General features: G+C 62.2%; 13 protein-coding genes and 1 pseudogene. 6 read left to right on the top strand and 8 right to left on the bottom strand.

What is annotated here, in order from left to right; genetic code table 11:
• Together ACNI3Q_RS13705 and ACNI3Q_RS13710 are read right to left on the bottom strand one after the other, a co-directional pair.
• Positions 1-231, bottom strand: a pseudogene (locus ACNI3Q_RS13705) (UDP-glucose 6-dehydrogenase); the annotation flags it as partial.
• A gap of 193 nt (positions 232-424) precedes the next feature.
• Positions 425-874, bottom strand: coding sequence for a PilZ domain-containing protein (locus ACNI3Q_RS13710; RefSeq protein ID WP_426277610.1), 450 nt, complete (start codon positions 872-874; stop codon positions 425-427).
• Positions 875-1,221: 347 nt separating this feature from the next.
• Between ACNI3Q_RS13710 and rfbA the strand changes: the two genes are divergently transcribed.
• The 5 genes from rfbA (at position 1,222) to ACNI3Q_RS13735 (ending at position 5,824) form a co-directional block, all read left to right on the top strand.
• On the top strand, positions 1,222-2,106 hold the full coding sequence (gene rfbA / locus ACNI3Q_RS13715; RefSeq protein WP_426277613.1) for a glucose-1-phosphate thymidylyltransferase RfbA: 885 nt from the start codon (positions 1,222-1,224) through the stop codon (positions 2,104-2,106).
• Positions 2,097-2,642: a dTDP-4-dehydrorhamnose 3,5-epimerase gene (gene rfbC, locus ACNI3Q_RS13720; protein WP_426277615.1), complete on the top strand. Its 546-nt coding sequence runs from the start codon at positions 2,097-2,099 to the stop codon at positions 2,640-2,642. Before rfbA ends, rfbC begins: the two co-directional genes overlap by 10 nt.
• Positions 2,639-3,499, top strand: coding sequence for a dTDP-4-dehydrorhamnose reductase (gene rfbD / locus ACNI3Q_RS13725; RefSeq protein ID WP_426277617.1), 861 nt, complete (start codon positions 2,639-2,641; stop codon positions 3,497-3,499). Before rfbC ends, rfbD begins: the two co-directional genes overlap by 4 nt.
• The gene (gene rfbB, locus ACNI3Q_RS13730; protein ID WP_426277619.1) at positions 3,492-4,547 is read left to right on the top strand and encodes a dTDP-glucose 4,6-dehydratase; all 1,056 of its coding nucleotides are present in this window, start codon (positions 3,492-3,494) and stop codon (positions 4,545-4,547) included. The genes rfbD and rfbB overlap by 8 nt, the downstream gene beginning before the upstream one ends.
• A 209-nt stretch (positions 4,548-4,756) precedes the next feature.
• Positions 4,757-5,824, top strand: a complete 1,068-nt coding sequence (locus ACNI3Q_RS13735; protein WP_426277621.1) for an SGNH/GDSL hydrolase family protein — start codon at positions 4,757-4,759, stop codon at positions 5,822-5,824.
• Between the two features lie 33 nt (positions 5,825-5,857).
• Here ACNI3Q_RS13735 and ACNI3Q_RS13740 read toward each other — a convergent pair whose 3' ends face one another.
• The 4 genes from ACNI3Q_RS13740 to ACNI3Q_RS13755 form a co-directional block, all read right to left on the bottom strand.
• The gene (locus tag ACNI3Q_RS13740) at positions 5,858-6,412 is read right to left on the bottom strand and encodes a hypothetical protein (RefSeq protein ID WP_426277623.1); all 555 of its coding nucleotides are present in this window, start codon (positions 6,410-6,412) and stop codon (positions 5,858-5,860) included.
• 112 nt (positions 6,413-6,524) lie between these two features.
• Positions 6,525-7,253 carry a CatB-related O-acetyltransferase gene (locus ACNI3Q_RS13745; RefSeq protein ID WP_426277625.1) on the bottom strand — a complete coding sequence of 243 codons (729 nt, stop codon included), beginning with the start codon at positions 7,251-7,253 and terminating at the stop codon, positions 6,525-6,527.
• A 40-nt stretch (positions 7,254-7,293) separates the two neighbouring features.
• Positions 7,294-8,487 (bottom strand): right-handed parallel beta-helix repeat-containing protein, encoded by a 1,194-nt coding sequence (locus ACNI3Q_RS13750; RefSeq protein ID WP_426277627.1) that lies wholly within the window; start codon positions 8,485-8,487, stop codon positions 7,294-7,296.
• A 57-nt stretch (positions 8,488-8,544) separates the two neighbouring features.
• Positions 8,545-9,957, bottom strand: coding sequence for an oligosaccharide flippase family protein (locus ACNI3Q_RS13755; protein WP_426277629.1), 1,413 nt, complete (start codon positions 9,955-9,957; stop codon positions 8,545-8,547).
• 320 nt (positions 9,958-10,277) lie between these two features.
• Here ACNI3Q_RS13755 and ACNI3Q_RS13760 point away from each other — a divergent pair, with 320 nt between their 5' ends.
• Positions 10,278-11,354, top strand: coding sequence for a glycosyltransferase family 2 protein (locus tag ACNI3Q_RS13760; RefSeq protein WP_426277631.1), 1,077 nt, complete (start codon positions 10,278-10,280; stop codon positions 11,352-11,354).
• Positions 11,355-11,387: 33 nt separating this feature from the next.
• Here the strand turns inward: ACNI3Q_RS13760 and ACNI3Q_RS13765 are convergent, their stop codons facing one another.
• Positions 11,388-12,401 (bottom strand): polysaccharide pyruvyl transferase family protein, encoded by a 1,014-nt coding sequence (locus ACNI3Q_RS13765; protein WP_426277633.1) that lies wholly within the window; start codon positions 12,399-12,401, stop codon positions 11,388-11,390.
• Between the two features lie 56 nt (positions 12,402-12,457).
• Positions 12,458-13,945, bottom strand: coding sequence for an O-antigen ligase family protein (locus tag ACNI3Q_RS13770; protein ID WP_426277635.1), 1,488 nt, complete (start codon positions 13,943-13,945; stop codon positions 12,458-12,460).
• Between the last annotated feature and the right edge of the window lie 68 nt (positions 13,946-14,013).

Consider the following 14,013-nt stretch of genomic DNA (forward strand, 5'->3'; position numbering starts at 1 on the left):
CGCCTCGCCCACCGGACCCGCCAGATCGGTCGTGAACGACAACCGCCCCGCCGCCACATTCTTCGCAACCAGCGTGTCCAGACCAGGCTCGAAAATCGGAATGCCGCCAGAACGCAGCAACTCTACCTTGCCCGCATCCTTGTCCACGCACACCACGTCATGCCCGAAATCCGCAAAACACGCACCAGACACCAACCCCACATAACCCGAACCTATCATCACCAGCTTCATGCGACGTTTCCTTGAGCGTGAGGATGGACCGCCCCGGCCTGGCCCCTGCCCGCCCATGGGCAGCAGCGATCCGTGCCATTCGTGCCGAAAATCATCGGCTGGCGATTATATTGCAACGCAGCACACCGCAATCCCTCCGGTCGGGATTGCTGTCCTTGGATGGGGCAGGCCGTGGCCTATGGATGGTCGCCGGTTATTTGCGCCGCTTGCGCGCGACCATTCCGTCCCAGATCGCCTTGACGGTAAACCCGACCGCCATGGAAAGCGACAGCACCGAGCCGACGACAAGCGGCATCGAGCGGTGATCGGCCATGTCCGACGGACCAACCGCGCCGCTGGGCTCGGTCGTCACAGGCAGCGGCACGACATTGGTCGTCTGGCGCAGCGACTCCAGCGTTTGCGAATCGAGCGGCTGTTCGAATTGAAATCCGTAAAAGGGCGCTTCGGCCCAGACGACGGAGGCGACGCGGCGCCCCATGCCTGCCACGCCGATCATCACCGTGGCATCAGCGCTCAGTTCGACAGCGCACCGGGCTTTGAACCCCGTAGCCGACATGTTCAGAACCTCGACATCGACGGGCTGCTGGTCCACCCGCATGGTCGCTGCGACATTGAGATCGCGGCGCGGGGAACGATCAAGCACGCTTAGGGTAGCGGAAAGGCCCACGAACGAAACTCCTGTCGGTCAATTCGCAGCGACCCTGCCCGACAGTCGTTAATTTTCCGCTAGCCCGACCATGGCCATGCTCCTGATTTTACAGTGCAATGCAGCAAAACCGGTCCCGAGGGGGCGCTGGCGAGCCGCCATCCGGGCGGCGGCTGCATTCTTCAACGGGCACCCGAAGGCGAGCCGATTGCGCGACGAGCCGTGACCGACTGTCCCAAGCGCGCGGAAATTAAGGTTGCACCTGCAGCATGATGCTGGCTAGGCGGGGCCACGAAATCGGGCGCTGGCGGATGGAACAGCATCAAGATCGAAGGATTGAACAGATGCGCAAGGGAATCATTCTCGCCGGTGGTTCGGGCACCCGGCTGTACCCGTTGACGCGAGCCGCTTCGAAGCAGCTGATGCCCGTCTATGACAAGCCGATGATCTATTATCCGCTGTCGACGCTGATCCTTGCCGATATTCGCGACATCCTGATCATCACCACGCCGCAGGATCAGGCCGCATTCCAGCACCTGCTGGGCGACGGATCCAGCTTTGGCGTCAATCTGTCCTATGCGGTCCAGCCGGAACCGGCGGGTCTGGCGCAGGCCTATCACATCGGGGCCGATTTTGTCGGCGACAATCCCTCGGCGCTCGTCCTGGGCGACAACATCTTTTATGGCCATGGCCTGACCCAGCTGCTGGATAACGCCACCAAGCGGGAAAGCGGCGCCACGGTGTTCGGCTATTATGTCAGCGATCCCAAGGCCTATGGCGTCGTCTCGTTCGACGCATCCGGCCGGGCCGAGACGATCGAGGAAAAGCCCCCTCAGCCCAAATCCAATTACGCCGTGACCGGCCTTTATTTCTATGACGCCCGCGCCGTCGAACTTGCCGCCGGGCTGAAGCCGTCGCCGCGCGGCGAGCTGGAAATCACCGACCTCAACCGGCTTTATCTGGAACAGGGCGACCTGACGGTGGAGATCATGGGTCGGGGCTATGCCTGGCTCGACACCGGCACGCACAATTCCCTGCTGGATGCGGCGCAGTTCGTCCGCGTGACCGAAGAACGTCAGGGCCTGAAGATCTGCTGTCCCGAAGAGATTGCGTGGCGCAAGGGCTTCATCTCGGACGAGGAACTGCGCCGGATTGCGGAACCGCTGCGCAAGTCCGGCTATGGCGCCTATCTGCTCGAACTGATGGAGCGCGACACGCAATGGAACTGATCCCCACCCGGATCGATGGCGTCCATATCGTCGAGCCAAAGGTTCACGGCGATGATCGCGGCTTTTTCATGGAAAGCTGGAACCGGCGCACGTTCGCCGCGCTCGGTCTCGACCTCGATTTCGTTCAGGACAATCACAGCCGCTCGTCGCGCGGCGTGCTGCGCGGCCTGCATTATCAGGAGCCGGCACCGCAGGGAAAGCTGGTGCGGGTCACGGCTGGCCGGGTGTTCGACGTTGCGGTCGACCTGCGGCGCAGTTCCCCGACCTTCGGCAACTGGGTCGGTGTCGAACTGAGCGCCGCCAATCGCCGGATGCTGTGGGTGCCGCCCGGCATGGCGCACGGGTTCCTCTGCCTGGAAGACGGGACGGATTTCCTCTACAAATGCGTCGGCTATTACGAGCCGGCCAATGAACATAGCCTGTTGTGGAACGACCCGGCGATCGGCATCGAATGGCCGCTGGACGGGATCGATCCCGTCCTGTCGGCCAAGGATCAGGCCGCCCGCCCCCTCGCCCAGGCTGTCGTTTATCCATGAAGGCCCTGATCACCGGCGCGGGCGGCCAGCTTGGGCGCGCCCTGATCGCGAACGCGCCACAGGGTGTCGAGGCGATTGGGGTCGATCGCGCAAGCCTGGACATCAGTGACGGCGCAGCCGTTGCTACCTTTGTCACGACACAGCGCCCTACCGTGATCCTGAACGCCGCTGCCTATACGGCGGTGGACCGGGCGGAGAGCGAGGTGGCGCAGGCCATGGCGATCAACGGGGAGGCGGTCGGCCATCTGGCCGATGCGGCGCGGGCAGTCGGTGCCCGGCTGGTCCATGTGTCCACCGATTTCGTCTTCGACGGCACGGCGAGCAGTCCCTATTCCCCGGACGCCCCCCATGCGCCGCTATCGGCCTATGGCCGGACCAAGCTGGCGGGGGAGATCGCGGCGGCGCGGGCCGATGCGCTGATCGTCCGCACCGCATGGGTTTACGGCGCCACGGGCCATAATTTCGTTCATACCATGCTGCGGCTGATGCGCGAGCGGGACCAGGTGAACGTGGTCACTGACCAGATTGGCACACCCAGCCATGCTCCCGGAATTGCCGCAGCCTTGTGGGATCTGGCGGCGGCGGGCGCAACCGGTGTCTATCATTATACCGACAGCGGCGTTGCCAGCTGGTATGATTTCGCCGTCGCCATTCAGGAAGAGGCGCTGGCGATCGGCCTGCTTGACCGCGCCGTACCCGTACACCCGATCCCCACCACCGCCTTTCCCACCCCCGCCCGTCGCCCCGCCTATTCCGTGCTGGACAAGGAAGCGACGTGGGCCGCGTTGGGACGCCGCGCGCCGCACTGGCGCGTCAACCTGCGATCCATGCTGAAGGAACTGCGCGATCATGGCTGAACTGCTCGTCACCGGGGGTGCCGGATTTATCGGTGCCAATTTCGTGTATTATTGGCGTCAGCATCATCCGGGTGACAGCATCGTCGTGCTGGATGCGCTGACCTATGCCGGGAATCGCGCCAATCTCGACGGCCTGGATCAAGTCGAACTGGTGGTCGGCGACATTTGCGACACCGATCTGGTCGAACGACTGCTGGTCGATCGCGGCATTGGTACGATTGTGCATTTCGCCGCCGAAAGCCATGTCGATCGCTCGATCACTGGCCCCGACGCCTTCGTCACCACCAACGTCATCGGCACGCACAGCCTGCTCAAGGCGGCGCGCAAGGCCTGGCTGGACAGCGGCACCGGCAAGCCCCACCGCTTCCACCATGTCTCGACGGACGAGGTGTACGGCTCGCTTGGCCCGGATGACGCGGCCTTTTCCGAAACCACGCCCTATGCGCCAAATTCGCCATATTCAGCGTCAAAGGCGGCGTCGGACCATCTCGTCCGCGCCTATCACCACACCTATGGGCTGCAGGTGACGACCAGCAATTGTTCGAACAATTACGGTCCGTTTCAATTTCCGGAAAAGCTGATCCCGCTGTTCCTGCTCAACGCGCTGCACGGTCGCCCGCTGCCGATTTACGGCGACGGCATGAATGTCCGCGACTGGTTGCATGTCGAGGATCATTGCAACGGTATCGAACGCATCCTTCTGAATGGCCGGATCGGAGAGACCTATAATGTCGGCGGTGGGCAGGAATTGCCGAACCTTGAGGTGATCGCCGAGATCTGCCGGACCGTCGACCGCGCCTTTGCCGCCGATCCGTCGCTGGCGGCGCGCTTTCCCGACGCACCGGCTGCACGCGGCGCGCCGACGGATACGCTCAAGACATTCGTCATCGATCGCAAGGGGCATGACCGCCGCTATGCGATCGACGAGACCAAAATCAGGGGCGAGCTTGGCTATGCCCCGCGCCGTGACTTTGCAGAGGGCTTTGCCGAAACGCTGGCCTGGTATCTGGCAAACGAAAACTGGTGGCGTCCGCTCATCCGTTCGTGAATAGTCCTGCCAGAAGCGCGCACGGCTCAACTGGCGGTGAACACATGAAACGGGTTGCACTATCCTCGACGGCCATGCTGGCTGCCCTGCTGATGCCGGGTTGCGGGGGCGGGAGCAGTGGTGGCGGAACTGTCAGCGGAGGCACACCCACCCCGTCGCCTACCGTCACGCCGTCGCCCACCCCTACGCCGACACCGTCGCCCGCAGGCGTGCTGCCCTATAGCGCGTCGATCCGCGTTGCATTTGTCGGCGCGTCGATCACGCAAGGGGCAGAGGGGAATAGCTGGCTCTGGTCGTCACAAACCGCAGCCTGGCTGCGCGCGCAATATCGCGGCGTGGAAGTGCGCGACCTGGCGCTCAGTTCGACCAACTCGCAATTCGGCACCTATCGGATCGAGGGTGACCTGGGCAGCTTCGTCCCCGATCTGGCGCTGGTCGAATTTGCCGTGAACGATTTCCCGGAGAGCGAGGCGTTCCGCATCGCCTATACCGACGCGCTGATCTACAAGCTCAGGCGCGCAAATCCCAATGTCGTCATCGTCTATGTCGCAGCCGCCAATGCGCTGGACGGCACGACGCGGCTGACCGGCGGCACGCCCGCCCATATCCGCCAGATCCGCGATGTCGTTCAGCGAAACAGCGCCCATTTCGTCGATGCGGGTATACCGTTGTGGGATCAGGTCCGCACGTCCGGCGGATCGGTATTCACGTATCTGCCTGACGGTATCCACCCGAACGAGGCCGGATCGAACCTGTATTTCGGCGCGGTGCGCGACGGACTGGCCGCATATCTGCCGGTCGCACGGTCAGGTCCGACGACGACGAGCTATATCGCCCAGTCCAATCTTCAGGACGCGCGCCTGCTGCCGGCCAGCGCGGCAACCGCGACCGGATGCACGATCGGCAATCAGTCCTCGCAGAACAGCTATCGCTTGTTTGCCCAGGCAATGACCTGTCAGGGCGGCAACAGCTTTACCGTCGATTTCACTGGCACCAGCATCGGCTTTGCCTATGGGATCGGGCGGGACACGGGCAGCATGGACTGCCGGGTGGATAACAATACGGCGCGACCGATCACCTTGTATGACGGGAAATTCGTCGGTCCCGGCCTGTTCCTGCTTCACCAGTTGAGCTTTACCGGCCTAAGCGACGGCGCCCATCGCCTGTCATGCACCGTATCGACCACGCGGCCGACGGCGAACGGCGCGACATCGGCCGGCACGCGCGCCGTGATCGCTGGATTTGCGGTCAGCAGGGAACGGCCCGTCGCTCCCTGACCCAGGCACGTTCATCCCCTGAACGACCATGGGCTAGGCCGCCCCCACACCCGGACGTCGGTTCCCCGCACGCAAAGCAGGAATCGCGATCAGGCAAATCCCACCAAGTTCAAGCACGTGATAAAGCCGGAAGGCCGAAACGTTCAGCCGCAGAAACACGTCCGCATCATGAAAGGACGTGGCCCGCATCACCACGAATGCCAGCAGCACGACCAGCCCGGCCAGCGCCGACCGCGCATGTCTGTCCGCCCGGTCGATCAACGCAAACAGCAACGCGATGGCCACCGCTGCCGCTACGGCAATTCCAGAGATAAAGGCCAGCTGGATCGGACCGCGCTGACGATACCAGCCGCCGTCGCGCGCAATCTGTCGTCCCATCCCGGTCAACAGTGTCTGCACATCCAGTTGCTTGTTGATTCCCAGCAGCAGCAGGATGACGAAAAGCAGGTGCCAGACGCTCCACCGACCGGCCGTCGACGGCCTGTTCCCCGACGCGCGAATGCACAGCACTGCCGTGCCGAAATAGGCAAGCATCGTCAGCCAGCCGATCAGGGTGGGATCGCCAACGCCCGCTGACCAGCCAAACATCACGCTGACCGCCTGGTCGCCGGATACCGATGATGTCGGAAGGGCCGCCTGAGGCTACACCCGTGGCTCAGACGACCGACCGCAGCCTTCGACCCTAGATTCATTGAGCGTCTCAATGAACTGGATCGCCATCGCCTCCTGGCGATCCGCTTCGCTCACACCGCAATTGTTCGCAGGCAGCGCACAGAGCCGCTGCGCTTTCCAGCGTGACCGAAGTCAGCATGATCGGCCCTAGCGCTTGCACCTGTTCAGCGGCCAATTCCCACCACCGGGATCGCTCCAGAAGCGCCTGAACCCCCGGGTCGAACCGCTCACGCAGCATTTTTGCCGGAACGCCGCCAACGATTGCATAGGGTGGCACGTCGCGTGTCACGACCGCACCAGCGGCGATGACAGCTCCGTTGCCGACCGTGCGACAACCGCTGAGGATGGTCACCCGGTCGCCGATCCACACGTCATGGCCGATGGTCAGCGGATTGTCCTGATCACTCGGGATGGTGTCACTTTCGACAAAGCGCAATCGCCGACTATACATCAGCGGGTGCTGGGTCACCCGATCGATGGGATGATCGCGTCGCCGGACGACCAGCCACCGCCCGACGGAGCAATAATTGCCGACCACCGTGCCCCACGGCACCTGGTTCCGATAAAGGATCGGTCCATAGGAATAGGGGCCGATTTCGACGCCCTGATAGCGTTTGAGCAGCGCCCGCCATCCACGCGAATGGATTTCGCCGCCATCATAACGCTTCAGCAGATACCGGGCGATCCAGTGCGTCTGATGCCGCCTGTACAGCTGTTCGATCAGCCATCCGCGCCGCCCATTCAGGATGCTGGTCATGCTTTGCCCTGGGCGTCCTTTTGCTCGACCGGATACACGTTCAGCGAACCGCCGGACAGTTGCCAGCGTTACCCCGTTCGCCCGGTGCCGCTGCCGCCAGTCGCTCAAGATAGCCGCCCGGTCGCCGCACAAGCTGGGGTCGGGCCGCCAGCCACGGCGTCAGGGCGCTCAAATCGCCGGGCCGACGCACCTTGTCGCGGCGGTTCCGCTGCTGATCAACCTTGCCATTCTTGGTCAGCAACAGCTGGGCGGCGCTGTTCCCGGTCAGCGTCAACTGCTGCGCGCCCTGCACGCGGATCCACGACTTCATGTCGTTATAGGCGACGACATGGTTGTCCGTGATCGTCACGTCCCGCCCACCCTGAACCGCGATGCCGTTATACATCCCGCCCACGATCAGGTTGCCGGTGATCTGCAACGCTTCGAACGGAAAGCTCATCGTGTTATCCCGCACGAAAATGCCCTGCACCACATTGCCGCCGTCGCGCACGACCAGATTATCGCGGATCAGGATATTGCGTGCTGGCGCCTTCTGGTTCGCAGTCCAAACCTGAATGCCGTCGGGGTGCGCGCCGGGTCGCGGCGTGAAGCCGCCGATCACATTGCCCTCGATCAGCAGGTCGTCGGTGCCGCCGCCCCGCATCCCGTCGGTCGCCATGTCACAGATTTCATTGTGACGGATCGCAAGCCCGCGCGAAGCGAGATAGGCAAAACCAAAGCGCAACCGACGAACCTGATTGCGCTCCAGTCGCACATTCTGGACGCCCTGCAGGAAGATGCCGTTGATCATTCGCGGTGCTGCGCCGTCCGGTGATCCCATCAGCCCGACGTCCTCGATCGTGACGTCATTCGCCTGACGCACCGAAATCAAGGCAGTGGCATCGGCAGGCGCCAGGGCACCCTCCACCATCACCCCGCGCAGCGTCAGCCCACGAACCTTGCTGATGTCCACCTGCCCGATGCGGGCCGGGTTGCTGCGGTTGGCGGATTCGATCGTAATGCCGTCGGCAACGGAACGGCCGTTCAGTGCCAGGCGGGGATAGACCCCCGGTGCCAGCCGCAGGGTGTGGCCAGCCCTGGCACCCGTCAACTGATGCTGGAGCGTATCCGGCGTCACATCCGCCGTTTGCGCTGCCATCGCGGCATCGCTCCACAACTCGCTGACCACTGAATGTCCGGTAAGGCCGACCGGGGTCAGAACGACAGGGATCAACAGGACGTGCCATCGCTTCATGGTGTCGGCTCCGTCTTCATGCGCTCGCCCCCGATAGGCCAGCGTGGCTAGGCCATGTCAAGGCAAAGGACGGCCCACCCGACGACGGATGGTTTGCATGCCGCGATCAGCAACAATCCGCACGCCGGGCCAGATGGTCAACACAAACAAGGCGTGCCCAGGCAGCATGATCGCCCAGTGCCAGCCGGCCAGCGTGAACAGCATGACCGAACCCATGGCCGCCAATGATCCGATCAGCGACAGCAGATAGGCGCGCTGCTCCAATCCGATGGACTTGCGCGCAAAAGCGGATACAGCGATTGCCGCAACCACCTCTCCGACAACGCCGACGGCCAGCATGATCCAGATATTGTCCAGCATGACTGCGGCCAGAAAGGACAGCGGAATAAAGACGATCCTGACCAGATTGGAATAAAGCGGGTTGCGCGTTTCCGCCTTGGCCATGGCCGCAACGGTTGGTGCAGCCCGGATCAACCGAAGCGATTGCATGACCACGATCAGCGCCAGGTAGGCGGACGCATCCTGATATTTCGCACCAAAGATCAGGGTCATGGCAAGTTCGCCGAAAATGCCCGCGCCCGCGACCAGCCCGACGGCCAGGAACGTAGTGAAATAGACTGTATATTCGTACATCGCGGTGAACCGCGCATCATCACCCTGATCGCGCGCCAGCTTGGGCAGGAACATCGACAGCAATGTCCTGCTCAGGATCGTCGGCGGCATCATCGCGATCAGGAATGCTGCGCTGAATCCGCCCAGCACGAACGCGCCGAACTGATTGGATACGATAATCCGGTCGCCGTTCATCAACACGAACATCAGCGATCCGTTGATCAGGATCGGCCACCCGAAACTGCGCGCCCGCATCAGCACGTCGCGGTCGAATTCAAATCGATACCGCCTTTCTGCGCCCAAATGGCTCATCAGCATCGTCAGCACATGATATGACACGAGCGAGACCAGTGCGAGGCGATAGTCGCTGAAGAAGAAATGCATTGGCCAGATCAGCAACAGGCTGGTGACCTGGGGCACGAGCAGCCGGACGATAGAGGGACCGAACCGTTCGCGACGCTGAAGTCGGAACGTGTCCAGATGCCCCAGCGACCGGACGAGTGGCATCAGGGAAAAGACCAGATAGGCCCAGAACAAGTCCGGCGTCCGCATCAGGACGGAATAAGGAAGGCTGATGACCAGAATGATGGCGGACGACAGCAGGCCGAGGATGAACTGAGCGGCATGCAGGCTGTTCTGAACGCGCTCGCTATCGCCGTCCTTTGCCTGGATGATCATGCGGTTCAGACCCGCATTCTGCGTGGCGTCGATCAGGGTCATCAGGATCGTGAACGTCGCAGCAACGCCGAATTGCTCGACGCTCAACAGCCGCGCCAGAATCATGTTCCGCAGCAGGATCAGCACGGTATCGGTGATCTGGGCCGAAAATAGCAGCAGGCCCTTTTTCACAGTTCGCATGACAGCAACCCGCATGATCGGGAAGGGAAGCGTATTCACCGGCAATCTTGCCAGCCCCCGCCGCGCCATTCCAGATGATGGGTGGATTCCAAGCGCTTATACCCGTCCTTCACCCTGTAATATTGCGCTGCGGCATATTGAAGCGGGGCTGGACTGTCCATCGCTTTCTATTGGGGCAACGTCCAGAATTGGATCGACCGTTATGCGGAACCGGCGAATAACACTCGATGAATCGTCGCTTTGGGATTACTGCACCAGCAGTTGAATTTCGGGGTTGTCGGCGGACGATCGCGATCGCGGCGCCGAAGGGGGCTTTGACAATGACCAACGAATACACAGCTGTTGTTGCAACGCGAAATCGCCATGACGCGCTGGCTTTGTCCCTGCCCTTGCTGATCGCGCAGCAGCGCCCGCCAGCGGCGATCATCGTCGTGGACAGCTCCGACGATCGCCCGCCGATCCGCTCGCTGATCGACCGCATCGCTGGCATATCGCCGATCCCGGTGACGCTGATCGAGTCTGCCGCCGGAAGCTCGCTGCAACGAAACATCGGCCTTGAGCAGGTCAAGACAGAGGTTGTGCTGTTCCCGGACGACGACAGCCTGTGCTTTCCCAATGCCTTGCACAACATGATGCGGATTTACGACCGGGACACAGACGGCGTGGTCGGTGCCGTCTGCAGCCAGGAAAGCCTGGTCCCGCCGCCGGGATCGCTTGATACCACCACAGCCTATGAAAAGTCGTTCAAGGACAAGATGCTGGCACGGATCGCCTGGCGTCGGCACGTTCTGGAGCAGCGCTATTTCACCGATCCCTATCAGAAGATTGCCGAGGAATTATGGGCAAGGCTGCCCCCGGCACCCGCATGGCTCGATGAGGAAAATGCAGTCGTCGTGCCGCGGATGCCCGGGTTCAGGATGTCGTTTCGCACATCGGTTATCCGCAAATACGGGTTCAACGAGAAACTGGGGCGTTATGCGCTGAGCGAGGATGTGGACGCAGGCTTTGGCGCCATGCGGTCGCATTACATCATCGCTGCCCGAAACGCGCTGATCTATCACCACAAGGTGCCCTCGCGGCGGACCAATGGCGTGGCGATGGGGGCCATGACCATCCTGAACCACACCTATGTGACGTTGCGGGCGGCCGATCCCGATCCAGCCAATCCGTCGCCACAACCCGTGGTGTCGGCGGCGGTCGCGGATGCGATCCGCCGCTGGAACGGCTACAAGGTCGCGACGTTTGCGCTGAGCGCGCGCAAGGGCTTTGGCCGGGATCGGTACATCGGCGCGAAACGGGCGGCGCGGGCAGCGCCCGACCTGATTGCCTGCCCCCCTGCTCAGCTTGACGATCTGTACCTGGACCTGCGCCAAAGGATCTTTGGCGGGTCCGACTGACCGGATCTCCGGCCCAGCCCGGACCGCCTGACCTCAGCCTTCTGGGAAATCCTTGCGGAACTGATCGCTCATCACTGCCAGCTGATCGAGCTTGCGCTGGCGGTTGGCATCGGTGCTCAGCTGGACGGGCTTGGTCGCGATATCCCTCAGCAATTCGGCCAGCTGCTCGGACCGGGCGGCGTTGATGCTGCGATAGATTGACGACTGGCGCAGGCCCGCCACGGCGTTCAGCCCCTTGTCGCGGATCGTCCGCGCCGTCGCGCGCCAGCTGGCCCGGCGCGGCTGCGGCTTGGGCGCGCGGAACTGGATGCCGGTCCCCGCCTGTAGCGTATCCCCGGCCGGGGCGGAATGACCACCCTCGCCCCAGGTGCGCGTGAACAACCGTTCGACGATATCGGTGACCGGCAGGAAATGCGGCTGGAAATTCAGGTCCAGCGACGCGCTGAAATCGCGCCACTTGAACTCCAGGATGCGGTTGTTGGTCGCAACCGGAATCCACGGCACACGGTAATAATCGGCCATGATCGCACCGTGCAGGGACTCCACGATCGCCAGTTCCGCATGGGCGATGGCGGGCAGCACTGGGTCGGGATCAAGCGGGCTGACATAGCGAATGCCGGCCAGGTCGCATGGCTGTTTCCAGTTGGCATAGACGTCGCTTGTCCAGTGGGGGACAAAGACCGTGCCGGAACGCACCGTATCCGGCTTGTAGCAGACGTCCGGCAGCTGATCGACCAACCAGGCTGCGTCGACAATGCCCTTTTCCTCCGGCAGGCCAAGGGCCGCGGCGGTCAGCGGTCCCCGAACAAAATAGAAAAGCCAATTTTCCAGCCGCTGCCGGCTAAGGGCGTCGCCATAGCCTGTCCCCGCGCCAAACACGATCTTGCGACCGGGCAGCTCATTCAGGCTTTCCTTGATCAGGGTGCCGATGCCGACCAAAACATCGTCCTGCCGACCCGACATTTGTTCGGGGAACAGCTGTGGCCACATCCACGCATTCATGTGATCGCCAAAGTTCTTATTCAGCTTGTAATAGAAACTTCGCATGTCTCACCTGATCAATATTGGAAAAGGAATGCTGCCTTTGGAGCGGCAGCGCTAAATCATGTTTTCTGCAAATGGGGATCGTCGGCGGCCGCTGTACCAACCGGCATCGTCAGCCAAGTGGTCGCCCCCAACACCAGCATCAGCCAGACATAGCTGGCATTCCACAGGTGGACGCTGAAAATGGTGATCATCGTGGCCAGCACGCTGAAGATGACGCCGCGGCGCAGATGGTCGATCTCGACCGTCGGACCATGCAGGCGGCTGATCCGTTTCAGGATGACATAAAAGGATCCGAGCAGCAGCATCAGGCCCGGCAAACCAAAGCGGACGGCCTGGACAAGCCAGAAATTGTCCATGCTGTCGCTCATGTAGCGGGGGCGTTCCCATTCCCCCATGCCGATGCCAAAGATCGGATGGCGCGCCACCTCGGCCGTGCCGAACTGCCAGATCAGGATGCGGTTATAGGACGACTGGGCGCTGAACGTCGCATAGTTCACGAACACGTGGAACGGCGTCTTTGTCGATAACAGGTCGACGATGACATACAGCGTGATCAGCAGACAGGTCAGGATCGTCCAGTGTTTTTTGACGGTCCGGAACAACCGGCCCCAGAGCATCAATCCAAACTGGACGTTCAGCGACAAGAGCGCGGCGGTGGACATTGAACAGACGGCGGAAACCGGCGCCGCCACAATCGACAGCCAGCGCAGCAACCGGCTGCGCCCGTCCATCCCGTAAACGAACAGGGATAGTAATCCGGCGCTGAACACACCCATCAAAATGGGGTGTTCGAATATCCCCTGCGACCGGTGGATGCCGTTTCGCGTACCGAGATCAAGGTCGCCATGCGCCTGCCCGGCCATCCCGGCAAAGCGCAGCAGCACCTGTGTGCCGGTGGCCGCTTCATAAACGACAAAAGGCAGCAACAGGATGCTGGCAATCGCTGCGGTGATGACGAACAATTGCATGGACCGCATGTCGCGGATCAGCAATCGGCCGATCAGATAGGCACCGAATGTCTGGACGAAATGCAGACCAACCGTTTCGATGGGCAACATGCCTGCATTCACGGTCAGCGCCAGCGCGGCCCAGATCGTGAAACCGAGCATCAGATAATCGGGCAGCAACCGCTTAATGCTCGTGCCCGATAACCAGGTGACGAACGCCCATGGAAAGGCAAGCACGAGCAGAAGGGTATAGGCGGTCAGCTTGACCGAACCCAGATAGGCGACATTGGGAATCAGGATGGACAGCACCATCATGACAATCGACGCCTTGGCAAATCCGCCCAGCGGCTTGGCAGCCGGCAGCGCGTCATGATCGCTCGCGGTATCCGCGATCGTCGTCGGCTGATCGTCCCGGATGCGCGGTGCATCGGCGCGAACCAGCTTGCCGTGGCGCATCACCATCTTCGGCTGTCGTGGGGCAGCACCGCCAGCGGCGGGACGCAGCACGGCTGGCCGCGCGGCACGGCGCGCCGCGGGTCCGGCGCCAATACCGGGCAAATCGACCGATGTCTTGCCGTTCACAACCGTTGACCGCACCTTATGCTGCTGTTGCGAAGGCTTTTACGCAGTTCCGCACCCGATTGGCCAGCGCGAAGTTCAACGGA

It is taken from the genome of Sphingomonas eleionomae (assembly GCF_049889035.1).
GTDB lineage: Bacteria > Pseudomonadota > Alphaproteobacteria > Sphingomonadales > Sphingomonadaceae > Sphingomonas.

Coding starts and splice junctions, on each gene's coding strand:
- ACNI3Q_RS13765 (WP_426277633.1), bottom strand. CDS start 12,401: ATGCGAAGTTTCTATTACAAGCTGAATAAGAACTTTGGCGATCACATG.
- ACNI3Q_RS13745 (WP_426277625.1), bottom strand. CDS start 7,253: ATGACCAGCATCCTGAATGGGCGGCGCGGATGGCTGATCGAACAGCTG.
- rfbC (WP_426277615.1), top strand. CDS start 2,097: ATGGAACTGATCCCCACCCGGATCGATGGCGTCCATATCGTCGAGCCA.
- ACNI3Q_RS13760 (WP_426277631.1), top strand. CDS start 10,278: ATGACCAACGAATACACAGCTGTTGTTGCAACGCGAAATCGCCATGAC.
- rfbD (WP_426277617.1), top strand. CDS start 2,639: ATGAAGGCCCTGATCACCGGCGCGGGCGGCCAGCTTGGGCGCGCCCTG.
- ACNI3Q_RS13755 (WP_426277629.1), bottom strand. CDS start 9,957: ATGCGAACTGTGAAAAAGGGCCTGCTGCTATTTTCGGCCCAGATCACC.
- ACNI3Q_RS13740 (WP_426277623.1), bottom strand. CDS start 6,412: ATGTTTGGCTGGTCAGCGGGCGTTGGCGATCCCACCCTGATCGGCTGG.
- rfbA (WP_426277613.1), top strand. CDS start 1,222: ATGCGCAAGGGAATCATTCTCGCCGGTGGTTCGGGCACCCGGCTGTAC.
- ACNI3Q_RS13750 (WP_426277627.1), bottom strand. CDS start 8,487: ATGAAGCGATGGCACGTCCTGTTGATCCCTGTCGTTCTGACCCCGGTC.
- rfbB (WP_426277619.1), top strand. CDS start 3,492: ATGGCTGAACTGCTCGTCACCGGGGGTGCCGGATTTATCGGTGCCAAT.